Source organism: Qipengyuania sp. RANM35, from assembly GCF_041021145.2.
In the GTDB taxonomy this organism is placed as follows: domain Bacteria; phylum Pseudomonadota; class Alphaproteobacteria; order Sphingomonadales; family Sphingomonadaceae; genus Qipengyuania; species Qipengyuania soli.
This window is the reverse complement of sequence record NZ_CM196433.1, coordinates 1,986,969-2,010,379: the sequence shown is the minus strand read 5'-3', so window position 1 is coordinate 2,010,379 and position 23,411 is coordinate 1,986,969. Positions and strand designations below refer to the sequence as shown.

18 protein-coding genes are annotated in these 23,411 nt (G+C 62.0%); 9 read left to right on the top strand and 9 right to left on the bottom strand.

All coding sequences use genetic code 11. The annotated features are described in order from the left end of the window. Positions 1-139: 139 nt before the first annotated feature. Positions 140-688, top strand: coding sequence for an ECF-type sigma factor (locus RAM60_RS10015; RefSeq protein WP_369026888.1), 549 nt, complete (start codon positions 140-142; stop codon positions 686-688). Between the two features lie 81 nt (positions 689-769). Continuing rightward, positions 770-3,241: a protein kinase domain-containing protein gene (locus tag RAM60_RS10010; RefSeq protein ID WP_369026889.1), complete on the top strand. Its 2,472-nt coding sequence runs from the start codon at positions 770-772 to the stop codon at positions 3,239-3,241. A gap of 3 nt (positions 3,242-3,244) precedes the next feature. On the opposite strand, the gene RAM60_RS10005 is transcribed toward RAM60_RS10010, so the two are convergent. Then, entirely contained in the window at positions 3,245-3,730 is a 486-nt protein-coding gene (locus RAM60_RS10005; RefSeq protein WP_369026891.1) for a hypothetical protein, read from the bottom strand. An 11-nt stretch (positions 3,731-3,741) separates the two neighbouring features. Continuing rightward, positions 3,742-4,680, bottom strand: coding sequence for an LCCL domain-containing protein (locus tag RAM60_RS10000; protein WP_369026892.1), 939 nt, complete (start codon positions 4,678-4,680; stop codon positions 3,742-3,744). Positions 4,681-4,837: 157 nt separating this feature from the next. On the opposite strand from RAM60_RS10000, the gene RAM60_RS09995 reads away from it, so the two are divergent. Continuing rightward, positions 4,838-5,521, top strand: a complete 684-nt coding sequence (locus RAM60_RS09995; protein ID WP_510639684.1) for a hypothetical protein — start codon at positions 4,838-4,840, stop codon at positions 5,519-5,521. Between the two features lie 66 nt (positions 5,522-5,587). On the opposite strand, the gene RAM60_RS09990 is transcribed toward RAM60_RS09995, so the two are convergent. Then, a complete protein-coding gene (locus RAM60_RS09990) occupies positions 5,588-5,728 on the bottom strand; it encodes a hypothetical protein (RefSeq protein WP_369026894.1) in 141 nt (46 codons plus the stop codon). 7 nt (positions 5,729-5,735) lie between these two features. Between RAM60_RS09990 and RAM60_RS09985 the strand changes: the two genes are divergently transcribed. Beyond that, positions 5,736-9,677 carry an autotransporter outer membrane beta-barrel domain-containing protein gene (locus RAM60_RS09985; RefSeq protein WP_369026895.1) on the top strand — a complete coding sequence of 1,314 codons (3,942 nt, stop codon included), beginning with the start codon at positions 5,736-5,738 and terminating at the stop codon, positions 9,675-9,677. A gap of 335 nt (positions 9,678-10,012) precedes the next feature. Here RAM60_RS09985 and RAM60_RS09980 read toward each other — a convergent pair whose 3' ends face one another. Next, positions 10,013-10,825 (bottom strand): enoyl-CoA hydratase/isomerase family protein, encoded by an 813-nt coding sequence (locus RAM60_RS09980; RefSeq protein WP_369026896.1) that lies wholly within the window; start codon positions 10,823-10,825, stop codon positions 10,013-10,015. A gap of 200 nt (positions 10,826-11,025) precedes the next feature. Here RAM60_RS09980 and RAM60_RS09975 point away from each other — a divergent pair, with 200 nt between their 5' ends. The 4 genes from RAM60_RS09975 to RAM60_RS09960 all read left to right on the top strand — a co-directional run bounded on the left by RAM60_RS09975 (position 11,026) and on the right by RAM60_RS09960 (position 15,668). Next, positions 11,026-12,756, top strand: coding sequence for an N-acyl-D-amino-acid deacylase family protein (locus RAM60_RS09975; RefSeq protein ID WP_369026897.1), 1,731 nt, complete (start codon positions 11,026-11,028; stop codon positions 12,754-12,756). Between the two features lie 19 nt (positions 12,757-12,775). Continuing rightward, a complete protein-coding gene (locus RAM60_RS09970; protein ID WP_369026898.1) occupies positions 12,776-13,897 on the top strand; it encodes an acyl-CoA dehydrogenase family protein in 1,122 nt (373 codons plus the stop codon). Positions 13,898-13,913: 16 nt separating this feature from the next. Continuing rightward, on the top strand, positions 13,914-15,170 hold the full coding sequence (locus RAM60_RS09965) for an acyl-CoA dehydrogenase family protein (protein WP_369026899.1): 1,257 nt from the start codon (positions 13,914-13,916) through the stop codon (positions 15,168-15,170). 75 nt (positions 15,171-15,245) lie between these two features. Continuing rightward, on the top strand, positions 15,246-15,668 hold the full coding sequence (locus RAM60_RS09960) for a hypothetical protein (protein WP_369026900.1): 423 nt from the start codon (positions 15,246-15,248) through the stop codon (positions 15,666-15,668). A gap of 15 nt (positions 15,669-15,683) precedes the next feature. Here the strand turns inward: RAM60_RS09960 and cysN are convergent, their stop codons facing one another. The 4 genes from cysN to RAM60_RS09940 form a co-directional block, all read right to left on the bottom strand. Further along, a complete protein-coding gene (gene cysN / locus RAM60_RS09955) occupies positions 15,684-17,594 on the bottom strand; it encodes a sulfate adenylyltransferase subunit CysN (RefSeq protein WP_369026901.1) in 1,911 nt (636 codons plus the stop codon). Further along, positions 17,594-18,514 (bottom strand): sulfate adenylyltransferase subunit CysD, encoded by a 921-nt coding sequence (cysD, locus tag RAM60_RS09950; RefSeq protein WP_510639683.1) that lies wholly within the window; start codon positions 18,512-18,514, stop codon positions 17,594-17,596. The genes cysN and cysD overlap by 1 nt, the downstream gene beginning before the upstream one ends. A gap of 96 nt (positions 18,515-18,610) precedes the next feature. Beyond that, positions 18,611-19,351, bottom strand: a complete 741-nt coding sequence (locus RAM60_RS09945) for an acyl-CoA dehydrogenase family protein (protein ID WP_369026902.1) — start codon at positions 19,349-19,351, stop codon at positions 18,611-18,613. Next, positions 19,348-20,484, bottom strand: coding sequence for an acyl-CoA dehydrogenase family protein (locus tag RAM60_RS09940; protein WP_369026903.1), 1,137 nt, complete (start codon positions 20,482-20,484; stop codon positions 19,348-19,350). The genes RAM60_RS09945 and RAM60_RS09940 overlap by 4 nt, the downstream gene beginning before the upstream one ends. Before the next feature lie 125 nt (positions 20,485-20,609). On the opposite strand from RAM60_RS09940, the gene RAM60_RS09935 reads away from it, so the two are divergent. Next, on the top strand, positions 20,610-22,031 hold the full coding sequence (locus RAM60_RS09935) for an aldehyde dehydrogenase family protein (protein WP_369026904.1): 1,422 nt from the start codon (positions 20,610-20,612) through the stop codon (positions 22,029-22,031). An 82-nt stretch (positions 22,032-22,113) separates the two neighbouring features. On the opposite strand, the gene RAM60_RS09930 is transcribed toward RAM60_RS09935, so the two are convergent. Next, positions 22,114-23,352 (bottom strand): MFS transporter, encoded by a 1,239-nt coding sequence (locus RAM60_RS09930; protein WP_369026905.1) that lies wholly within the window; start codon positions 23,350-23,352, stop codon positions 22,114-22,116. Between the last annotated feature and the right edge of the window lie 59 nt (positions 23,353-23,411).

The following is a 23,411-nucleotide window of genomic DNA, read 5'->3' as shown; positions in this document are numbered from 1 at the left end:
TACTTCCGATCCACCTCAATCAGGTCCTTGTTGGCGCGATTTCGTCTGCGTCCACGCTGCTCTCCAACTCCGCCAGCTGGTGGTTTGCATGGCGGAGAAAATTCGATAGCCGTTTTAGCGGGTCGGTTGGGGACGACGTATGGATTCGCACGCGACGCGGAATGGGGCAGGCCAGCGAAATTCGGATTACGAAAGCGAATTATTCGCTGAAACGTACGATACTCTGCGCCGCATCGCATCGCGCCAATTGAATCGTCAGGCCAGTACGCCCTCGCTCAATACGACGCTGGTAGTCCACGAGGCTTGGCTCAAGCTTTCGCAATCGGGCACTGCCGAATTTAGTGATCACGACCACTACCTCGCCACCGCAGCACGTGCCATGCGGCAGATACTCATTGACCATGCACGCAGGAAACTTGCCGCCAAGCGTGGTGGGGGCGCAGTTCACTTGGAGCTCGACGAGCGACGCGAAGCGATGGGTATCCTCGATGCCCGCTTCGTTGCGCTCGACGATGCACTCAAAGCGTTGGCCGCGACGGCGCCCGAACTCGAGGGTGTCGTCGAGTGCCGGTTCTTTGCGGGACTGACAGTTGAGGAGACGGCTGCTGCTCTTGGGCGGTCTCTTCGCACGGTGGAGCGACAATGGGCGCGCGCGCGCGCTTATCTCGCAGATGAATTGGATAGCTAGGGTTGCTGCGTGTGGCGGGCGATGGAGTGCGACTGCGTTATTCGCGGGTGAAGGCATTACGCAAAGAAGCGGAAGAATCGGATGGCCACACCTCCTGAATCAGGAAACGACCGCCAGGTCGTGGATGCGGCCTTCGATGCGGCGCTCGATCTACCCCCCGAAGAAAGGGCAGCGTGGCTGCAAAACCAGTTCGCGGCACAACCCGACATCCTCGGCAAAATCACCCGACTGCTGCAAAAGGAAGAGCGCAGCCGTTCCTTGTTCGAGCAGCTTGAGGGTCAGCGCAAAGCGACGCTCGAAGGAATTCTGGGGGAAGAAGCGGCGGGTGGTGGCGCAGATCCCCGCATTGGTCGGGCCTTCGGGCACTGGAAGATCGTCTCGCACATCGGCAGTGGCGGATTGGCCGAGGTCTATGAGGCGTGCCGCGCGGACGGGCGGTATGAGCAGCGCGCCGCGCTGAAGATACTGCGCGGTGGCATCTTGGGGTCAGCAGCGCGGGAACTCTTCAAGCGCGAGCGGCAACTGCTCGCCAACCTCGACGATCCGGGCATCGTACGAATAATTGATGGTGGCGAAACGGCGACTGGCTCGCCGTGGCTGGTCATGGAGCTGGTCGCCGGAGAACCGATCGACTCCTACTGTGCGAAGCGAGGGCTGCCTGTCGAAGAGCGCCTTGAATTTTTGGCCACTGCCGCGGAGATCATCGGGAAGGCCCATGCAAACCTCGTCATCCATGGAGATTTGAAAGCCGAACACTTGTTGATCGACGAGCAAGGTCGTGTGCGGCTGCTGGACTTCGGTATCGCACAGGCATTGGACGATTTCGGGCGGGCTGGGGCGGCAGAGGGGTTCTCGCCCGGATACGCCAGCCCTGAACAGTCTCAGGGCCAGGCACTGACAGCTGCCAGCGACATCTACCAGTTCGGTCGACTGATAGATCAGGTTGTCGATGCGGAAGATCAGGCGAGGCCGCTGAATGCCGTAATCGCGCGCGCTACCTTGGTGGAACCCGAGAACCGGTACCATGCCATTTCTGAGCTCGCAGCAGATCTGCGCGCGGTAATCGCGGACCGGCCGGTAGTCGCCTTGCCCGATACTCCATGGCAGGCAGCGATGCGGCTGGTCCGTCACAACCGCCTTGCAGCTGCACTGGGGCTCTTGATTGTCGCGGGGTCGGCAGGCTGGGCCGTCACAGCAACTCTTTCGGCTGCCGCAATTGATCGAGAGCGTCAGGCCGCGCTTGCAGCGGCCGACCGGGAGGAGCGGGGGAAAGATGTCTTGCTGGAGCTGTTCCGCCGAGCGGATTTGCTGGAGGCAGACAGCCTCGGGCTTGAACCTGATGCAGCAGCGAAGATGCTGGACGAAACGCTTGCGACGGCACGCGACACGATTGCCGACGATCCGGCCATGCTGGCCGACTTGATGAACTGGACTGCACGGGCTCACTTGCGTGCAGGCGATACGGAAAAGGCTGCAGCGCTTGCAAAGGACAGCTTGGACGCTGTTGCCGCCGCGGGTCTTTCCGGTTCGGTGCGCGAAGCCGAGGCCAAGGCGTTTCTTGCCGATATTTCCGCCAAGGCTGGCGATGCCGAGACGGCCGCCAAACTGGCAGACGAAGCTACGATCCTACTGTCAAAGGCCAGCGGGAATGACCCGCGGGCTGTCGATGCACTCGTCTCGGTCGCTTGGTCGAAAGAGGGAGACTGGATGGCCCAGAAGACCCTATTCGAGACGGCTCTCGCGCAGGCCGGGGCGAACGCCTCCGAACCGAGGCAAATCGAGATCCGGTCCGGTCTGTCGCGCGCATTGGCAGGGCTGGGCGAACTCGATCCCGCGAGAAAAGAGATCGAGCGAGCGCTTGAGCTGGTGAAGACGTATTACGGTGATCGCCACCCGCGCCTCGCCTTGCCTTTGTCGGATTACGCGCGTCTGGAGGAGAAAGCTGGCAACACGGCCGCAGCTATTGAGCGTCATCGCGAGGCCCTGGCCATAAGTGAAGCCGCTTTCGGCGCGGCCCATTCTTCTACGCTGGCCCACCGCAACAACCTGGCGCTTGCGCTGATGTCCGCGGGTCAGGTCGAGAGAGCCATTGGCGAATATCGCCTGCTGCTCGATGCACAGCCTGCAGGGCTGGCACGAGGTGAAGTGGCGCAGAATCTCGGTGCTGCTCTGGTCCAGGCGAAGCAGTACTCGGCAGCAGAGCAACCGCTTGCGATTGCGGACGCCTCGTTCCGCGAGTTTCTGCCCGAGACGCACCCGCGGCGGGCTTTTCCTGCTCTGACGCGGTCCGAACTCTCGCTGGCGCTCGGTCGTAACAAGGAGGCAGAAGGTGATGCTCGGGCGGCTCTCGCGCATCTCTCAACGACAATGCCTCCAGGGCATTTCGCCACCGAAACGGCACGTTGCCGTGTCGGGATGGCATTGGCAGGACAAGGAAGGCGTGCTGAGGCGGCCGGGCATATTGGGCCGGCACTGAAAGCACTGGAGGCGGGCGGGGCATCCGTCCCGGCGCGGTTGGTAGATCCGTGCCGGGACGCAGCCAGACGGCTCTGACCGTCAGCCGGGCAGGTCGCCCACGATCGCGATCACGATGTTGTTAGGCTCTCCTTCGTTTCGCATCACCTGAAACGTGCTCGGATGCCCGCTGCTGTCATTGAAAGAGATGTTGGTCAGGTGGGGCACCGATGGGGAGCTCTGGTCCTTCGGGTCCAACCCATTGGCCTTGGCCCACTCCATGAAGCTCCCAGCGATTTTCTCCGGCTCTTCCATGCTGCGGGCCTGAAGCATCCGGATCGGCCTCACGTCGAGCTTGTTCTCGGTCGTAACGTAGATGTGAGCATCCTTCGGCAAGGGCAGCGAAGCAGGCATCCAATCGGGCCGAGGCAGGTTGACCGAACCTAGTCCGTCTCCGTCCTCGTAGGAGAGGTCTGCCGATACAGAGCCGGACTCTCCATCATACTCGAGCGTGTCCGAGGCATCGTCGCCGCACCCTACGATCAGCAGGGTGGCGGCAATGCCCGAGGCAATCTTCAAATTCCTCATCACGAAATTCCCTATTCCACGAACCGGTAGGCGCCGAGACGGTTGGTCTCGCCGTAGGACATGCTTTCGACACCGTTGCGCGCGCTACCGGTGTAGGAAGGCTGGTCGACCAGCGTCTGGAAGGCGACACGCCCGCCTTCGAGTCCGATCGCTCCGGCGTGAAGGGCCGCCTTGCAGACATGGCTGTCACCCGAATAGAGACCCGTGCCCCAGATCGGCGACTTGACGCTGAAGTTCGCATCACAGGTACAGCTCAGGAGCTTGAAGGCCTCCGTTCGGTACTTGGGCGGTAGGCTGGTGCACTTGCCGATGTCCTCCGCGCCCTTTCCGCCTCCCGGCATGTTGGCGAGCTCCGCACCCACGTTGGCTGCATCACGAACCGTCCCGCTGCTGGCCCTGCGGCCGATGGCGCCGAGCACGCTGCCAAGGCCCGACTGCTTCTTCTTCGGTGAAAAGATCATCGACATGTCGAAGTCGGGAAGGTCCGAAACGAGCCGCTCGGTCGAGGGATCGTCTGCATCGGCCTGCATCGGTGGGGCAGTCTCCACGAACCGATAGCTGGCGCGATAGCGTCCGTAGCTGCGGGTCTGCTCACCATTGCGCGTGCTGCCGCGGTAGCTCGACTGGCCGGGCAGCATTTGCAAGATCACATGACCGCCTGCATTGCCGATTACGCCGGCATGGCGGGCAGCCTTGCAGGTGTAGGAATCGGCCGTGTAGATGTCGCTGCCCCAGACAGCACTCGAATGATTGGGATCGTTGGCGCTTTCCGGACAATAACAGGCCAGTACCTCGTCGGTCCCCTGATAGCTGGTCGGCGCCTTGCACACGCCTATGTCCTTGGGCGTCACATCGACTTGGGGCAGGTTACCCTGCGCCGTCACTGTCCCCGCCGCCATTAATGCCAGCGCGGCTGCGCCTCCCAGCATCACACCATGCTTGATCTCCATCTCACCTTCCCCTCGATCATGGCCCCAAGGCCGGTTTCGAAGGGGAACACGCAAATGCGGGTGCAAACCCGCCACTCGCAAATTCGGCCAATGGCTTGGCGGGAAAGGCCCCCGACTTGCGTTTTGCAATCACCACGCAGGTTTTGGGAGGACGGATATGCGGTTGAAGAAAATGGCGTTGTACGGCTCTTTGGTTCTGATGGTTGCGCTACCGCAGGCGGCGGTTGCAGTCCATGGGACCCCTACCGTCGACTTCAGCGTAGGTTCGTCTGCAGGCGGCCCATCTGTAAGGGCAGTCCTAGCCAACCAGCGGGAGATCAACGGTACGGACGGCGAGCAATATGTCTCGCTGCTGGCCCGCTCGCTCTACATTTCCGCCGATGAAGCCGCTGCGCGAAAAGGAGTCGAAGTCTATTTCGTAAAGGTTGTGCAAGGCAGGCTCGCCGGGACCGAGAAGCGTGTTCTCTCCGCTGAAGCGCTGGCACGGCACCGCACTAGGCCTCCGGCACGCTCGGCGTTGCCGGGCGACACGTTTTTGCCCGGCGACACCTTTCTGCCGGGCGATACATTCCTGCCTGGTGATACCTTCCTGACTGACTATCGCGGCAATTGGGCAACCGGTTCGCGCACGGCACCTTCCGCGGGCAGCGGCTATCCAACCCAGCTTCCCAAGAGCGGTAGCGCCGCGACCATCGGAAGAACGAGGACCAGCCTGCAGGACCAGCTGGGCGAACGCGCAATTGGCTTCGCCCAGGGCGGCTCGGGAATGCTGATCGCCGCTTTCCCTGCTGGCAGCACGGGCGCCCCGTCGGGCGGAGGCTTTTTCATCAGATCGATCTGAGGATGATCGATGCCCCCATGGAGTGCTGCGCTGACGCCGGCGAGCCGGAAATGGCCCTTCCAAGCCTCACACTACCAATTCGACAGCCTCTTCGTCCGGACTCCGTGCCGGACCATCGATCGCATCGGAGATACCCATGAAATCTCGCCCCGTATTCGCCTGTCGCGTCTCGTCCCCTGCCGCAATCCGGTCGGAAAGAGGGATCATCGCGAGGATGCTCCTGACGGGGTCGGCCCTCGCAGTTCTCACCCATTCGTCCCCCGCTCTCGCGCAGGTGGTGATCGACAATGATGATACGGAGACCGTCAGAGGCGACGGGAGCGGAACGCAAGCGAGCCCGTGGAACATCGGCGATGGCCTGGTTGTAGGCAACACCGGCACTGGCAGTCTCGTGATTACTGACGGCGGGGTGGTGAGCAGTCTGCAAGTCCAGATGGGAGGCTACGCAGGTTCGGAAGGAACAGTCACCGTAGATGGGGCAAACTCGAACCTGGCCACTACCGGAACCCTCACTGTCGGCAACGCTGGCGTGGGGAACCTGACCATCACCGGCGGAGGAGAAGTCAGCAACAATTTCGCGTTCGTCGGCAGCGGGCGAGACGCGGTTGGCACGGTCACCGTCGATGGAGCGGGTTCGGCTTGGGCAAACAGCGGTGACCTGGCGATCGGCTACAACGGCACCGGAAGCCTGACGATATCAGACGGAGCAACCGTCAGCAGCAGGAATGGCTACGTCGCGCGCGTCTCGAATGGGTTCGGCTCCGTCACGATCGACGGGGCTGGTTCGTCCTGGACGAATAGCCAGAACCTTTATGTGGGCGTCTTCAACTCGGGTACGATGGCAATAACCAATGGTGGCTTTGTTCGCAGCACGGTTGGGATCATCGGATATGGGGCCGATTCCGATGGCGATGTCGTGATCGATGGAGCCGGTTCGGCGTGGGAAAATACCGGTGAGGTCATCGTCGGAAGGGTTGGCACAGGAAGTCTGACCCTCGCGAACGGCGGGCGGGTCTCGGCTGGCTCCGTAGTTGTTGCCCAGCAGGCCGGTTCGGTCGGAACCGTCAACATCGGCGCAGCGGCCGGTGATGCCGCTGCCGGTGCGGGGCTGATCGACGCCCCCGTTGTGTCTTTTGGCCAAGGGACTGGAAGGCTGGTCTTCAACCACACCGACACGGGTTACGTTTTTGCTCCTTCGGTCACTGGCGCGGGTGCGCTCGACCATTATGCCGGTCAAACCATCCTCGCCGGTCAGAGCGACTATTCTGGATCGTCGATGCTGCATGGCGGGACCCTGGTGGTCGGCGATGGTGGAGCCATTTATGGAACTTACGAGATCGTCATCGCAGCCGATCCCGGCGACGAAGCGACCTTGGTAGTGCGCGACGGAAGCGAAGTTTACCTCGATGGTGATCTCAATTCGGGCGACGACTCAGGTTATCTCTACGTCGGGGCAAGGGGATCGGGGGAGCTGTCGATCTCCAACGGCGGCACTGTCTCGGACCTCTTTGGATACCTCGGTGCCGGCGTCGGTTCGGACGGTTCGGTCTCGGTCGATGGCGTGGGGTCGTCATGGACGAACAGGGGCAACCTCTTTGTCGGGTGGCGGGGCGACGGCAATCTGTCGATCACCAACGGCGGCCGCGTCACCAACGGGTTTGACACCGTCATCGGATCGGATGCGCTAGGCGAGGTCAACGTCGATGGCGCCGGTTCCTTGCTGGAAAGTGGCGGTATTCTATTCGTCGGCGACTTCGAGGCCGCTACGCTTGCAATCACAAGGGGCGGGAGCGTGACGGCAGCCGCAGGCGTGATCGGGGCGGGATCCGAAGCGCTAGGCGAAGTGAGGGTCGTTGGTCCCGGGTCGAACCTGACGATCGCAGATCCGCTTTACATCGGCTTTGAAGGGGAAGGCAGCCTCGCAATTGCTGATGGCGGATCAGTCAACAGCCTGTTCGGCTACGTCGGGTGGGAAAGCGGTTCTGATGGGTTGGTAACTGTCGACGGTTCCGGATCGGCATGGAACATCGGTGACAACGTCTTCGTTGCGCAACATGGGCATGCTTCCTTGGCAATCACCAACGGGGGCACCGTGAGGAACGATGTCGCCTATGTCTCCTCCTACTCAGGTTCCTCGGCCTCGATCACGATAGATGGGACCAGCTCGCTTTGGGCAAGTGAGGTCGGGCTAGACTTCGGGAGTCTTGGCAACGCCAACCTTGTCATAGTGAATGGCGGCAACCTCGTCACTGGTTACACAGCAGTCGGAGGAGGAGGCAGCGGATCAGGAACCATCACCATCGATGGTGCGGGATCGCGCTGGACCAATTCCGACGAGATTATCCTGGGCTTGAACGGAGTCGGTAATCTGACCCTTAGCGATGGCGGGACGCTGTCGTCCCCGTCGTTAACAGTTGCGCGGGAAGCGGGAGCCGCGGGAACCGTCAATATTGGTGGAGGGGCTAGTGAATCGCCAACTATCCCAGGTGTGCTCGAAGTACCCACGGTGGCCTTTGGCGAGGGAGCCGGAACCCTCGTGCTCAACCATACGGCTACCGATTACGCCTTCGAGCCCGTGTTGTCGGGTGAAGGGTTGGTCCGCCACCTTGCCGGATACACCCGATTTCTGGCCGACAGCTCCGGTTTCGGCGGAGCAGTAGATCTTGTCGGCGGGACGCTCGACATGGCTGGCGCAATCGGCGGAGCCATGAGTGTGTCAGGCAGCGGCAGATTGGTGGGCACCGGGACCACTGGCACGCTTTCCATCGGATCGGGTGGAGTGGTCGCGCCTGGCAATTCCATCGGCACGCTCAATGTCACCGGGAACATGACCTTTGCCGCCGGCTCGGTTTACGAGGTGGAGGTCGATCCAAGCGGGACCTCAAGCGACCTGATTTCTGTGACGGGCTCGGCGTTACTCCAGGGGGGCACAGTCGCTCATGTCGGACCCGATGGCGATTTCAATCCGTCGACCGCCTACACGATCCTTACGGCCACGGGCGGGGTCACTGGGCAGTTCGACGGGGCGACTTCGGATTTCGCCTTCCTCTTCCCTGTGCTCGAATATCTGCCGAATGCAGTCACCCTGACGCTACGCCGTAACGAGATCGCCTTCACTGACATCGCCCAGACCTACAACCAGCAGCAGGTCGCAGGTGCCGTGGAAGATCTGGGGTTTGGAAACCCTGTCGTGGAATCGATCCTTCTCCTGGGTGAAGATGACGCGCGAACGGCTTTCGACGTCCTCTCCGGAGAAGTCCATGCGAGCGCGCAGACAGCCTTGGCCGATGATGTGAGGCTGATACGCCAGACCGTTCTTGAACATGCTATCCACAGCGAGAATGCGGCATCGGTCTGGGCAGAGATGATCGGCAGTTGGAGCAGCTTCGACGAAGTTAAGGACACGGCGTCGGTCGACAAGGAGTTGGTCGGTGTCGTGGGCGGAGCGCAATTTGTGCTGACAAATGGTGTCGTGGTCGGGGTCGCGGCTGCCTACACCGACAGCAAGGTGAAGCTGGACCAGCGCCTGTCGAGGGCCGACCTGCATTCATTCCATCTGACAGGCTACGTCGGCATGGGCGCGGGCGATACACGAATGCGAGCCGGCGCGGGATACGCGCACAGCACGGTCAATACGTCGCGGAAACCGTCCTTCGGCGATTTCGGTGAACAGCTTACGGCGGGATATGATGGCAAGACGCTTCACGCTTTCGTGGAGGTAGGTCACGAATTGCGTGCAGCCGGTGCCAGTATCGAACCTTTTGCCCGCTTCGCATTTGCGCGCCTCGACGTGGACAGGTTCGACGAAATGGGCGGCGTCGCGGCACTTTCAGGCGCCAGCCGAAAGGTAACATCTGCCGAAAGCATAACGGGCGTAAATTTCGCCACCTCGCGCGAAGAACTCCTCCGTTTCGAGGGCAAAATCGGTTGGCAACACGTGTTCAGCGGCTACCGAAGCTCAGCCAATCTGGCTTTCGAAAGCGGACCAGTTTTCGAAATCGTGGGCGCACACGGTTCGCGAGACGCGGGAGTACTAGACCTGTCGGCCATTCTCGGCGTTTCCGGCTCGACAGAGATAAGCGTGCACTACCGTGGGTTGATCGCGAATAGCAGCGACAGCCATGCACTGTCCGCCGCAGTTTCCTTGCAGCTTTGATTTTGCGGAAGGACCAGATCAATTTCTACCCTGTTGCTGCGAGTGGCTGAACAACCCGTCATTCGACTGAGTAAATAGCTTCGTTCCACCCAATCTGAGACACTGCGTGATGCTCTTCGAAGCCGCTAACCTGCCTCTGATGTGGGCATGGCGGCGCTCACTCTCCAAACCTGCTCTGAGGAAAATTATTTCCGAAGGCTGCGCCGTTCGGTCATGCGTCCAGACTTAGCGTGTCTTTGGGTAAAGGCGAACCTGAGCCGATTTTAGGCAATTAGCCCTATGTCCGGATTGGGCTGTCGGAGACGCGTCCGGCTGCGCGCCGCTTCCCTGGGTGCCTACAGACCTCTGAAGACAGGCTCGCGCTTCTCGAGGAAGCTGGCGACGCCTTCCTTGTGGTCCTCGGTTTCCATCAGTCGCCTGATCGTGGCGATGGCCCATGCGCCTATTTCCTGCGGATCACCGTATGCACTGCGTGAGAGACCTTCCTTCATGAACCGCAGCGCGAGCGGCGGGTTCACGGCGATGCGCCGGGCCAACGCGTAGGCTTCGCCAAGAAGCGCGTCGTGCGCCACGACGTTGCTGACCAGGCCTATCCGTTCCGCTTCGGAAGCGTCGATGATGTCGCCGGTGAACAGCAACTCGGCTGCCTTCGCCGGCCCCACGATTGCAGGAAGACGATAAAAGCCGCCGACGTCGCAAACCAGCCCGCGCTTGATGAACATTTCCGAGAACCTGGCATTTGCGGAAGCGATTCTGATGTCGGCGTAGAGGGCAAGCTCCATCCCCCAGCCGATAGCCGCCCCGTTCACGGCGGCAATCATGGGCTTTTCGCATTCCAGTGCAGCCATGGCAGCGGGTGTAGGTTTGTGACTTACGGTCATCTGGTCTTTCGGGCTCGCGAACTTCTTCGGGCCAGCCATTATCTCCATCACGTCATCGCCGGAACAGAAGGCAGGATCGCTCCCAGTGAGGACAACACAGCGCACGTCGTTGTCCGCCGAAGCATCGCGCAGTGCCTGCTCCAGCAAGGCATAGGCGTTCCAGTTCAGCGCGTTGCGCCGTTCCGGGCGATTCAGCGTGATGGTGGCTACGTGGTCCGACACCTCGTAGAGAACTTCCGGCTGTGGGTGGCCAGCGTCGTCGGTCATGCAAGGTCCTCTCTCCGGTCAAGTTTGGAGCGCTTGTATGGGGTGCTGTCAAACCAAACAGGTCGACCTCGCGCTGGCGACGTTCAGAACCGCTGCGCCCCGGACACCGTCAGAAACCCTTTGCTCCCGTGGTCCCCCTGTGGAATCAATTGCGAATAGGGACTGATTCCGGCTTGCCTGGAAGAAGGGAGAGAACAGCCATGGCTCACTACGACCTCATTATCCGGGGCGGGACCATCCACGACGGCACGGGCGCTCCCGCGCGGATATGCGACGTGGCTATTGCCGGCGGTGTCATCGCCGCGGTGGGCGATATAGAGGGCGATGCAGGCGAGGTCATCGATGCCACGGGAAAGATCGTCACGCCCGGTTTCGTGGACGTGCACACCCATTTCGACGGCCAGGTAACGTGGGAAGACCGCCTTTCTCCGTCTTCCGGGCATGGGGTGACGACAGCGGTGATGGGCAATTGCGGCGTCGGTTTTGCCCCCTGCCGCCCGGGAGAGCGTGACACACTGGTCAAGCTGATGGAGGGGATCGAGGATATCCCCGAGGTGGTCATGGTCGAGGGACTTCCATGGAATTGGGAGACCTTTCCCGAGTATCTCGATGCACTCGACAAGCGCGAACTCGATATCGATATTGCCGCCCAGATCCCGCATTCTGCGCTGCGAGTGTACGTGATGGGCGAACGTGCCGCGAGGAAGGAAGCGCCGACTGCCGAGGACCTTGCAGCCATGCGCAGCCTGGTGGCGGAGGGGATCGCAGCGGGTGCCTTTGGCGTGACGACATCGCGCAATGTCATGCACCGCACTAAGGCGGGCGATCTTGCGCCCAGCCTCTATTCGGATGTCGACGAGCTTTGCGCCCTTGCCGGCGGACTGACCGATGCCGATGGCGGCGTCTTCCAGATCATTCCTGCGCCGATGGAGCCTGCCGAGGTCGAGTTTCCGATCCTGCGCCAGGTTGCCGAGCAATCGGGTCGACCCGTTTCTTTTACCCTTCTCGACGTGCCGAACCAGCCCGGTGACGGCTGGAGGTACCATATGGCGGGGCTCGAGCAGGCGGCTGCAGACGGCCTGAAAATCCGCGGGCAAGTCGCGCCGCGACCGGTCGGCATGTTCTTCGGGCTCGATCTGTCGCTGCACCACTTCAGCAGCCACCCCAGCTACAAAGCGATAGCGCACCTGCCGCTGGCGGAACGCGTCGCGATCATGCGCGATAGGAACTTCCGCGAGAGATTGCTCAGTGAAGCACCGGAAGATTCCAATCCCACCACACTGATGCTGATTGCGGCATTTCGCGCCACCTATCAGTGGGAAGGCGAGCCGAATTACGAGCCGGAATCGAAAGACCGCGTCGATGCACGGGCCGAGGCGGCCAATCTGTCGCTCGATGAATATGCCTACGACGCCCTGCTCGAAGATGGCGGGCGCGCAGTCTTTTACCTCCCTGCGGCCAACTACACCGATGGTGATCTGAAGAACGTTCGCGAAATGCTGGGCAGCCCGCACACCGTCATGGCACTGGCCGATGGGGGAGCGCATTATGGCCTGATCTGCGATGCCAGCTTTCCGACCTTCTACCTCCAGCGCTGGGCGCGCGATGCAACACCTGAAGAACGCATCGACCTTCCGGACGCGATCGCCGAGCTGACCAGCCGTCCTGCGGCACTTGTGGGGCTGACCGATCGCGGGCGGATCGCGCCGGGCATGAAGGCCGACCTCAACGTGATCGACCTCGACCACCTGACCCTCCATGTGCCAACGATCGAATACGACCTGCCTGCGGGCGGAAAGCGCATGCACCAGCGGGCAGAGGGGATCGTCGCGACCGTCGTTTCAGGCAAGGTGACCTATCGAGACGGCGTACATACCGGTGCTCTTCCAGGGCGCCTGGTGCGACGTCGCGACTTGGCGGAAGCTGCGTGAACGAGAGGGCAGGACACCAATGAATCTCGATTTCTCCGCCGAACAGAACGAATTGCGGCAACAGGTCAGGCGATTCCTCGCGGATCACTGCCCTCCGTCTGGCGTAAGAAGGGTCCTTGAATCCGATGCACAGTACGACAGCGACCTCTACGCCGGACTGGCAGAGCTCGGGGTTCTGGGCGCGGCAATTCCGGAGGAATATGGCGGTGTCGGTCTCGGCCATCTCGAACTGTGCGTGGTCGCCGAGGAACTGGGACGTGTTTTAGCGCCAGTCCCGGTTGCGTCATCTGTATATCTCGCTGCCGAATGCCTGCTGCAGGCGGGAACCGAGGAGCAGAAGGCCCGCTGGCTCCCCAAGATTGCGGCAGGCGAGGCGATAGGCTGCTGGGCGATCAACGAAGGCACCGGCCGGATGGGCCCCGAAAAGGTAGGCGCGACAGTCGAAGGCGGCAGGCTCAACGGGACGAAGTCGCCCGTAGCGGACGGCGCGATCGCCGATTTCGCGATCGTGCTGGCGAACGATGGCCATGGGCTCTCGCTCTATCTGGTTGATCTTGCGTCGGATGGCGTCAGTCGCGAAGTTCTCAGCACGATCGATCCCACGCGCGGCCAGGCGCGTCTCGCGTTCGACGGCGCACCGGCCACCTTGATCGGCAGTGCAGGCGACGGGTGGCATATCGCGACGCAGGTCATGGACCGTGCGGCCATCCTGATCGGATTCGAACAGCTGGGCGGTGCCGACCGCGCGCTCGAGATGGCCCGCGACTACGCCCTCGAGCGCATGGCTTTCGGACGCCAGATAGGGTCGTTCCAGGCGATCAAGCACATGCTGGCCGACATGTACGTCTCGGCCACGCTCGCGCGGTCGAACTGTTATTACGGAGCATGGGCGCTGGCCACCAGCGCAGCAGAATTGCCGATTGCTGCGGCCACGGTACGCGTATCCGCGACCAATGCCTTCCAGCACTGCGCAAAGAACAACATCCAGACGCATGGCGGCATGGGCTTCACCTGGGAGTTCGATTGCCACTTCTACTACCGCCGCTCCAACGCGCTCGCGCTTGCACTCGGTTCGCTCTCCACTTGGGAGAGCCTGCTCATCGAACGGATGAGCGCAGGCAATCTCGAAGCTGCGGCTTGAACGAAAGGCCCGGGAAATGGATTTCGACGACACCCCGCAGGAAGCCGCGTTCCGCAAGGAAGTGCGCGCCTGGATCGACGCGAATGCGCCCAAGCACCTAGAGGACGAACTCAAGCAGGCCAGCTTCGGCTCGAGCGGCCTGAAGAGCATCGATCCGGTCGCGGCGGCCAAGGCGTGGCAGAAGAAGAAGGCCGATGCAGGCTGGGCCTGCCTCCACTGGCCAAAGGAATACGGCGGCGGTGCCCGTACTCCGATCGAGAGGGTCATCTGGGGGCAGGAAGAGGGCGTCTACGGCACCCTGTCCGGGACCTTCATTATCGGACAGGGCATGTGCGGGCCGACGGTGATGGCCTGGGCCAGCGAGGAGTGGAAGGAGAAGCTGCTTCCGCCGCTTGCCAGTGGAGAGGAGATCTGGTGCCAGCTCTTTTCGGAACCGGCCAGCGGTTCCGACCTTGCCGGGCTTCGCACTCGCGCGACCAGGGCCGAGGATGGCTCCGGCGACTGGATCATCAATGGCCAGAAGATCTGGACCAGTGGGGCTCATATTTCGGACTGGGGCCTCCTCATCACCCGCACCGATCCGAACGTGGCCAAGCACAAGGGACTGACCATGTTCTTTCTGCGCATGGATTCACCCGGCGTGAAGGTCGTGCCGATCAAGCAGGCCAATGGAGCGTCCGGCTTCAACGAGGTCTATTTCACCGATGTACGCATTCCGGATTCGCAGCGGCTCGGCGGGGTCGGTGAGGGCTGGAAGGTTTCACTGACGACCTTGATGAACGAACGCCTCTCCATCGGATCGGGCATGTCGGCGGGATTCCCCGACCTGTTCAAATACTGCATGGACGCAGAGATCGACGGCAAGCCTGCAGTTGCCGATCCGGCTGTGCGCTCCAGGCTCGCACAGTTTGCGGTCAGGCAAAGTGGTCTCAAGTATACCGGCATGCGGGCGATATCGGCGCTGTCGAAGGGAGAAACACCCGGGCCGGAGAACTCGATCGGCAAGCTGGTAGCAGGCTCCACCCTGCAGGAACTCGCCATGTTCGCACTGGACCTCCAGGGCGAGGCTGGCGTCGTCTGGGACGAGGACAGCCCCCAGAACGGGCGTTTCCAGGCCATGCTGATGCGCTCACCGGCGACACGCATCGAAGGCGGGTCGGACGAGATCCTGCGCAACATCATCGGCGAGCGCGTGCTCGGTCTTCCCGGTGATATCCGGGTCGACAAGGATGTTCCCTTCAAGGACATCCCGACCAAGGGAAGCGCAGCCTGACCAAGATACCGTAGCCGCTGCGGTCATTGCCCTTTAACCTCCAAGAGGTTATCCTGCGCGGAGCGGAGGGCTTCCATGCGCGTAACAAAACCCATCATTATCGCTGCGGCGGCAGGAATGCTCTGCGCGGTTTCGGGATCGGCGCAGGAAAGCGGCGCCACCGCCGCTGGCGTGATTGCCTCCGACACACCGGGCGCACTCGATGAGCCGGGCACATGGAATTGCAGCCGTATCAAACCGGAATACACCGACTGGCTCGACACGGGGCATTCGCCCGATAGCTGGCGCCATTTCGGCAAGACCTATCGCGACAGCCAAACGGACAAATTGTACACTTGGCAGGACTGGCTCGACTGGGCCGAGGGCGCCGGCTGCTTTGCAGGCTATGCTCCCGAAGGCGTGGCGTCGCCCAATGTCTTCATCGGCGGTGCCCTGACTTTCTTCGGTGCGGGCCTGATTGCCATCCAGAGCGGTTCCGGGCCGAAGAGCCCCGGCTGACATCGGCATTCCTGCCTATTTCAGTGGCAGGATCTCCGAGATTATGAAGTCTGCGGCCTCTTCGGGGGTCATCTCGACCGTGTTTACGCGAATTTCCGGGTCCTCAGGTGCTTCGTAGGGACTGTCGATCCCGGTGAAGTTCTTGAGCTTCCCTTCGCGGGCCTTCTTGTAAAGACCCTTCACGTCGCGAGCCTCTGCAACCTCCAGCGGAGTGTCGACGTGAATTTCTATGAACTCGCCATCGTCCATCATGTCCCGCACTAACTGGCGGTCGGCACGGAAGGGGCTGATGAAGGCGGTCAGGACGATGAGGCCTGCATCGGTCATCAACTTGGCAACCTCGCCGATGCGGCGGATATTTTCGATCCGGTCGCTTTCGGTAAAGCCTAGGTCCTTGTTCAGCCCGTGCCGGACGTTGTCGCCGTCGAGCAGGAAGGTGTGGCGGTTCATCAGTGCCAGCTTCTTTTCGACCTCGTTGGCGATGGTCGACTTGCCCGAGCCCGACAGGCCGGTGAACCAGAGCACACGCGGGGTCTGGTTCTTGAGCGCCGCATGGTGCGCCCGGGTAATGTCCGTCGCCTGCCAGTGGACGTTCTGGCTGCGACGCAGGCTGAAATGGATCATGCCCGCGCCGACGGTGTGGTTCGTAATCTTGTCGACCAGGATGAACCCGCCGAGCGCCCGGTTCTCCGCATAGGGCTCGAAGACCACGCGCCGGTCGGTCGTGATTTCGGCGACCCCGATCTGGTTTAGGTGGAGCGTCTTGGCTGCAAGATGTTCCATCGAATTGACGTCGATCTCGTATTTCGGTTCGGCCACGGTCACGCTGACCGTTTGCGAACCGAGCTTGAGCCAGTACGCGCGACCGACGACCATCGGTTCGTCGTCCATCCAGACGATGGTGCTTTCGAATTGGTCGGCAACTTCGGGCGGGGCATCGGCAGTAGCGAGGACGTCACCGCGCGAACAATCGATCTCGTCTTCGAGGCACACGGTCACGGACTGACCTGCGATGGCATGGTCCAGATTGCCATCCATCGTCACGATCGACTTCACCTTGCTCGTCTTGCCGGAGGGGAGCGAGCGCAAGCTGTCGCCGGGCCTTAGCGATCCGGCTGCGATCAGCCCGCTGAAGCCACGGAAGTCGAGGTTTGGGCGATTGACCCACTGGACCGGCATGCGGAACGGCCCGTCGGCATCGCCCGTCGCACTGATTTCGACTGTCTCCAGATGGTCGACCAGTGTCGGCCCGGAATACCATGGCGTGTCCGTCGAGAGGACGGTGATATTGTCGCCCTTGAATCCCGAGATCGGGATCGCGGTGAAACCTGCGATACCGATGCTTTCAGCGAAATGGGCGTAGTCGGCGACGATCGCGTCAAACTGCGCCTGGTCGTAACCGACGAGATCCATCTTGTTTACGGCAAGGACGAGGTTCCTGATGCCGAGCTTGTGACAAAGGAAGCTGTGGCGGCGGGTCTGCATCAGCACACCCTTTCGTGCATCGATCAGGATCACGGCCAGGTCGGCGGTCGACGCGCCGGTCACCATGTTGCGCGTGTATTGTTCGTGACCCGGGCAGTCGGCAACGATGAACTTGCGCTTCTCGGTCGCGAAAAAGCGATAGGCGACGTCGATGGTGATGCCCTGTTCGCGTTCCGCCGCGAGGCCATCGACGAGGAGTGCGAAATCGATTTCCTGCCCCTGCGTGCCGACGCGCTTGCTGTCGCTTTCGAGTGCGGCAAGCTGGTCCTCGAAAATCATCTTGGAATCGTAGAGCAGCCGCCCGATCAGGGTGGACTTGCCGTCGTCGACACTGCCGCACGTGATGAAGCGCAGCATCGACTTGTTCTGGTGCTGCGCGAGATAGGCGTCGATGTCCTCGGCGATCAGGGCGTCGGTGCGATAGCTGGTGTCGGTGGGCATCAGAAATAGCCCTCCTGCTTCTTCTTCTCCATCGAAGCATCACCTGCGTCCTTGTCGATGACGCGGCCCTGGCGCTCGCTTGTCGTGGTTAGGAGCATCTCCTGAACCACTTCGCTGAGCGTCGCCGCCTCGCTCTCCACCGCCCCTGTCAGCGGGAAGCATCCGAGCGTGCGGAAGCGAACCGAGCGCTCGACTATCTCCGGAACGCGACCGAGCACTTTTTCCATTCGCTCGATATCGTCGGCCATGAACAGGCCGCCGTCGTGCTCGTAAGTGGGTCGCTTGGCGCTGAAGTAGAGCGGCACGATCTCGATGTTCTCGGCCATGATGTATTGCCAGATGTCGAGCTCGGTCCAGTTGGAGATCGGGAAGACGCGGATGCTCTCGCCCTTCTTCTTGCGGGCGTTGTAGAGGTTCCACAGCTCGGGGCGCTGGTTCTTGGGATCCCAGCCGTGGCTGGCGGTGCGGAATGAGAAGATGCGCTCCTTCGCCCGGCTCTTCTCCTCGTCCCGGCGGGCGCCACCGAAGGCGGCGTCGAAGCCGTACTTGTCGAGCGCCTGTTTCAGTCCTTCCGTCTTCCACATGTCGGTGTGGAGCGGGCCGTGGTCGAAGGGGTTGATCCCGCGCTCCTTGGCCTCCGGGTTCTGGTAGACCAGCAATTCCATCCCGGCCTCGCGCGCTGCCTTTTCGCGCAGGGCATACATGTCCTTGAACTTCCATGTCGTGTCGACATGGAGCAGCGGGAAGGGCGGAGGCGAGGGGTAGAAGGCCTTGCGTGCCAGGTGCAGCATGACTGCGCTGTCCTTGCCGATCGAATAGAGCATGACCGGACGCTCGGTTTCGGCAACCACTTCGCGCATGATGTGGATGGCTTCGGCCTCGAGGCGCTGAAGATGGGTCAGGTTCGGCATGTCGCTCATCTGGCGTCTATTACGAAGAAATCACCGCAAAGCCCAATCCGAGGGAGGACAGAAGTTCTTCTCACCCTGCTTCCGGGAGTTTGTCTCCAGTGCTGATCAGGCCGCCTGATCGTTGCGTTCGACGAGTGCAGGCCAGAATGCATCGGCCCCTTGAGCGATCACGGCCTCTCCCAACACGGCTGACCAGTGGGAATCATTCCCGAAGTCGCTGCGCCATTTCCATAGCGAGCGGGTCAGGTGGTGCAGCGGGTATTCGTGCGTGAAGCCGATTGCGCCATGCACTTGGTGCGCGACAGTCGCCCCGACGCCAACCGCACGATTTGCGCGCAGTTTCGCGGCCGCAACTTCGAACCGAGCGCCACCCCGGTCGAGCGCCTGCGCCGCACCTACCGCGGCGCAATTCGCTGCTGCCGCTTCGCAGGCAAAACTTGCCAGGCTCTGCTGCACTGCCTGAAACTTGCCCAGCTGCCTGCCGAACTGCTGGCGCTCATTCACATAGCTGACCGACAATCCCAATGCCGCGTCGAGTGCACCTGCGATCTGCGCGGTACGCATGAATGCCCCGATCAGGTAATGCTCTTCGCTGCCCGCCTCCGCCCGCGTCGCGACGATTGCCTCGGGAAGGGGAAGGGAAAGTGCGTGGAAACCGGTGAGGCGGAAGACGACCAAGGCGTCCTCCCAGTTGCCGCCGAAGCCTCCCTCGGCTTCGGGCACGAGAAGCTGCGGCAAACCCAGTTCCTCGACGCGCGACCAATCGCGTTCCAGCGTCGCGCTTGCCCCCAGTTCGGCGAACAGCGGATCGGCCATCTCGGCCAGCATGCGGCGGGTGTCGGTCATCTCAGGCCCAGCCCCCTTGCAATGATGCCCTTAAGGATTTCGCGTGTCCCGCCGCGCAGCGAGAAGCTGGGCGAGACCTGCAGCAGGTATCCGGTGACGGCCGCGAGAGCATCGTCGCTCGCCATGTCCATCTCGACCAAGGCCTGCACGAGTTCGGGAATGGCCTGCTCGTAACTGTTGCCGAGGTCCTTGACGATGGTCGCCTCCAGCGCCGGATCCTCGCCGCGCGCCAGCTTGGCCGCGACGGAGGCACTCATGAGCCGCAGTGTCCAGGCTTCGGCTGCAAGGCGACCGACAAGCTGCGTCACGGCAGGGTCCGGATGTTGTCCCGCGTACCGGACCAGTTCCAGGAACAGCACCATCGAGGAGAGGTAACGCTCGGGTCCCGAGCGCTCGAGCGACAGTTCGGCAGTCGCCTGCTTCCACCCGTTGCCTTCCTCGCCCAAGAGTGCCGAAGCGGGCAGGCGGACATCCTCGAAGAACACCTCGTTGAACTCGTGTGCGCCGGTGAGGTCGATGATCGGCTTGATGGTGACGCCGGGCGCATCCATCGGGATGACGAATTGGGACAGGCCCGCCTGTCGCTCCGACCCGGCTTCTGACCTGACCAGCGCGATCATCATGTGCGCGACATGCGCGCCGGTGGTCCAGACCTTCTGGCCGTTGATGACCCATTCATCGCCGTCGCGCCGGGCGGAAGTGCGGACCGAGGCGAGGTCGGACCCGGAATTGGGTTCGCTGAGGCCGATGCAGGCGAAGATTTCGCCGCGGGCCATTCCGGGCACCCAGCGACGCTTCAGCTCCTCATTACCAAGGCGCAGCAGCAGGGGGCCGCTCTGCCGGTCGGCGATCCAGTGGGCACCCACCGGAGCGCCCGCGGCAAGCAGTTCCTCGATCACCACATAGCGTTCGAGCTGGCTCATCTCGTGGCCGCCGTATTCTTTCGGCCAGGTCATGCCGAGCAGGCCCGCGTCGCCCAGCTTGCGGCTGAATTCAGGATCCGCCTTGGTCCAGCAATTGGCGCGCCTGACGGGGTCCTTCTCGCCATGTGCATCGACGAGATCGCGAACCTTGCGTCGCAATGCGGGTGCGCTTTCGGGCCATTCGATCGCTTCGGTGACGAAGGTCTGCACGCTCTCTCCTCTCTCGCCCTCTCTCACCAATTTGCCGTCACATCGCAAGACCCGTTGCAACCAGCAACGAATCCCGACAGTCTGTGGAAAGAGAGACGATTCCCAAGTTCGCAAGGAGAGAAGCGATGACCGACTACAAGAACCTGATCGATGGCGAGATGGTCGACAACGGCCGCTGGATGGACGTGGTCAATCCGGCGAACGAGGAAGTCATCGCCCGCGTGCCTTCATGCGGCAAGGACGAGCTCGACCGCGCCGTCGCCGCTGCGCGTCGTGCCTTCAAGACCTGGCGCAAGACCAGCGCGGAGGAGCGCCAGAAGGTCGTGCAGGGCATCGCCGCCGCCATCCAGGGCAACGCCGAAGAACTCTATCGCCTGCTGACCAGCGAACAGGGCAAGCCGCATGCACAGGCGCAGATGGAAATCTACGGCGCCGCCGGACTTGCCGCCGCTCAGTCGCAGCTGACGCTCGATGACGTTGTGAACCAGGACGATGAAGAGCGCCTCAGCCGCACCCGCCGCGTTCCAGTGGGTGTGGTCGGTGGCATCGTGCCGTGGAACTTCCCGGTGATGATGGCGATCCAGAAGATCGTTCCGGCCCTCATTTCGGGCTGCACCATCGTGCTCAAGCCGTCGCCATTCACCCCGCTGACCACGCTGCGCATCGCCGAACTGATCAAGGACATAGTGCCGGCAGGGACGGTCAACATCATTACCGGCGAGGACAGCCTCGGGCCGATGATCACCGAACATCCGGACATCGACAAGGTGACCTTCACCGGCTCGACCGCGACCGGCAAGAAGATCATGGAAGGTGCCTCCAAGGACCTCAAGCGCATTACCCTGGAACTCGGCGGCAACGACGCCTCGATTGTCCTGCCGGATGCAGACGTGTCGAAGGTCGCCGAACAGCTGTTCTGGTCGAGCTTCTCGAACGCCGGCCAGATCTGCGTCGCGGCCAAGCGCATCTACATCCACGAGGACATCTACGATGACCTCAGCCAGGCCATCGCCGAATATGCCAAGGGCGTGACCGTTGGCGATGGATCGCAGCAGGGCACCGGCGTGGGTCCGATCCAGAACAGGAAGCAGTACGAGCGCGTGCTCGAACTGATCCAGGATGCCAAGGACAATGGCTACAAGTTCCTCACCGGAGGGGACAAGGATCCTTCGGGCACCGGCTACTATGTGCCGATCACCATTCTCGACAACCCGCCCGAGGATGCGCGCATCGTAGCCGAGGAACAGTTCGGTCCGGTCATGCCGCTGATGAAGTTCTCGACCGTCGACGAGGTGATCGAGCGCGCCAACAACTCGGATTATGGGCTTGCCGGCGCGGTCTGGACCAAGGACGTCGACAAGGGCGTCGAGATCGCCGAACAGCTCGAAACCGGCACGGTGTGGATCAACGAGTTCCTCCACATCAACCCGCTCGCGCCCTTCGGAGGCCACAAGCAATCGGGCTTCGGTTCCGAATACGGGATCGAGGGCCTGAAGGAATTCACTTACGCCCAGGTCATCACGGTGAAGCGCAACGCTGAGGTCTGATTGAGGCCGGAAACAAGCGAGCCGCCGTGGAGAGTATCCGCGGCGGCTCTTTTGTACCTGTCATCCATGGTGCCGGTGGCGCTCAGTCCTCCTGTTCGGCGAGTTCCAGTTTTGGCAGGATGAGGTGGATGAGGCCCAGCGCCGCGAGATAGGCCCCGCCGCAGAAGACGAACATCGGCGCGTAGCCATGGCCATTGGTCAGCGACCAACCGGCAAATTCGATCATCGCCGTACCCGAGATGTTGCCCGCAATCGCCCCCACCGCGATCACGCTTGCGACGCGGACGGCCGGGACGATGTCGGTCGTCATGCCGAAGATGTTGGTCGAGAAGCCCTGGTGAGCGAACAGGCCCAGTCCGATGAAGATCGCGGCCAGCCACGGGCTCCCGGTCGCCAGCGCGATAGGCATGAGCAATACGGAAACCGCGAAGATGAACATCGACAGCTTGCGCGCGCGGTTCACCGAGCATCCGCGGCTCAACAGGATCGGATAAAGCGCACCCGAACTGATCGCGCCGATGGCGGCGAGCGTGAAGATGATCGCCACAGGCCAGCCCAGATCGGCCTGGCCCATGCTGAACACCCGATTGAAGAAATCAGGCATCCAGAACAGGACGAACCACCAGACACAGTCAGTCAGGGCCTTGGCCCCAGCTACTGCCCAAGTACGACGGTCGCTGAGCAATTCGCCCCAGGCAACGGGTGCGCGTTCGGGCAGCTTAGTCACCGGCTGCACGTTTCGCGTGGCCGGGATCCACAGCGCCAGCCACAGGAATCCAAGTGCGCCGGTTACGATGAATGCGGCCTTCCACCCGAAGGCGACGGCAAAGGGCGGGATCAGGAGGGGGGTCACGATGGCGCCTATATTGGGTGCCGTATTGATCGTGCCGATGGCGATGGATCGTTCGCGCAGGGGCATGTAGACTGCAGCCGCCTTCATGGCAGCTGGTGTGTTGACCGCTTCTGCCCCGGCAAGGACCACGCGGGCCGCCACGAATTGCTGTACGGTCATGGCGAGGGCATGGGCCATGCCGGCGATGCTCCAGATCGCAACCGCGAGGCCGTAGGCGAATTTCACCCCGAAGCGATCGACGAACCACCCCACGCCCAGGAGCGCTGCCGCAGCCGCCAGCTGGAAGGATGAACCGAGGTGCGCGAATTCCTGGTCGGTCCAGCCGAACTCTGCCTCGAGCGTCGGCTTGAGCAGTGCGAGAACCTGCCGGTCGACATAGTTGAGCGCGGTTGCGAAGAAGATGAGGCCGACGAGAAGGAGGCGAAGATTCCTGCTCCCAGGCGCGGCAGTGCCCTGACCGGTTGTCATGTTCTTTCTTCTCCTCCCTTGGAGTCCTGTACTCGGACACTCTTTGTGTCGAATGCTTA

Excerpts from the sequence above, each read along its gene's own strand:
- RAM60_RS10015 (WP_369026888.1), top strand. The coding sequence starts at position 140 with ATGGATTCGCACGCGACGCGGAATGGGGCAGGCCAGCGAAATTCGGAT.
- RAM60_RS10010 (WP_369026889.1), top strand. The coding sequence starts at position 770 with ATGGCCACACCTCCTGAATCAGGAAACGACCGCCAGGTCGTGGATGCG.
- RAM60_RS10005 (WP_369026891.1), bottom strand. The coding sequence starts at position 3,730 with ATGAGGAATTTGAAGATTGCCTCGGGCATTGCCGCCACCCTGCTGATC.
- RAM60_RS10000 (WP_369026892.1), bottom strand. The coding sequence starts at position 4,680 with ATGGAGATCAAGCATGGTGTGATGCTGGGAGGCGCAGCCGCGCTGGCA.
- RAM60_RS09995 (WP_510639684.1), top strand. The coding sequence starts at position 4,838 with ATGCGGTTGAAGAAAATGGCGTTGTACGGCTCTTTGGTTCTGATGGTT.
- RAM60_RS09990 (WP_369026894.1), bottom strand. The coding sequence starts at position 5,728 with ATGATCCCTCTTTCCGACCGGATTGCGGCAGGGGACGAGACGCGACAG.
- RAM60_RS09985 (WP_369026895.1), top strand. The coding sequence starts at position 5,736 with ATGCTCCTGACGGGGTCGGCCCTCGCAGTTCTCACCCATTCGTCCCCC.
- RAM60_RS09980 (WP_369026896.1), bottom strand. The coding sequence starts at position 10,825 with ATGACCGACGACGCTGGCCACCCACAGCCGGAAGTTCTCTACGAGGTG.
- RAM60_RS09975 (WP_369026897.1), top strand. The coding sequence starts at position 11,026 with ATGGCTCACTACGACCTCATTATCCGGGGCGGGACCATCCACGACGGC.
- RAM60_RS09970 (WP_369026898.1), top strand. The coding sequence starts at position 12,776 with ATGAATCTCGATTTCTCCGCCGAACAGAACGAATTGCGGCAACAGGTC.
- RAM60_RS09965 (WP_369026899.1), top strand. The coding sequence starts at position 13,914 with ATGGATTTCGACGACACCCCGCAGGAAGCCGCGTTCCGCAAGGAAGTG.
- RAM60_RS09960 (WP_369026900.1), top strand. The coding sequence starts at position 15,246 with ATGCGCGTAACAAAACCCATCATTATCGCTGCGGCGGCAGGAATGCTC.
- cysN (WP_369026901.1), bottom strand. The coding sequence starts at position 17,594 with ATGCCCACCGACACCAGCTATCGCACCGACGCCCTGATCGCCGAGGAC.
- cysD (WP_510639683.1), bottom strand. The coding sequence starts at position 18,514 with ATGAGCGACATGCCGAACCTGACCCATCTTCAGCGCCTCGAGGCCGAA.
- RAM60_RS09945 (WP_369026902.1), bottom strand. The coding sequence starts at position 19,351 with ATGACCGACACCCGCCGCATGCTGGCCGAGATGGCCGATCCGCTGTTC.
- RAM60_RS09935 (WP_369026904.1), top strand. The coding sequence starts at position 20,610 with ATGACCGACTACAAGAACCTGATCGATGGCGAGATGGTCGACAACGGC.
- RAM60_RS09930 (WP_369026905.1), bottom strand. The coding sequence starts at position 23,352 with ATGACAACCGGTCAGGGCACTGCCGCGCCTGGGAGCAGGAATCTTCGC.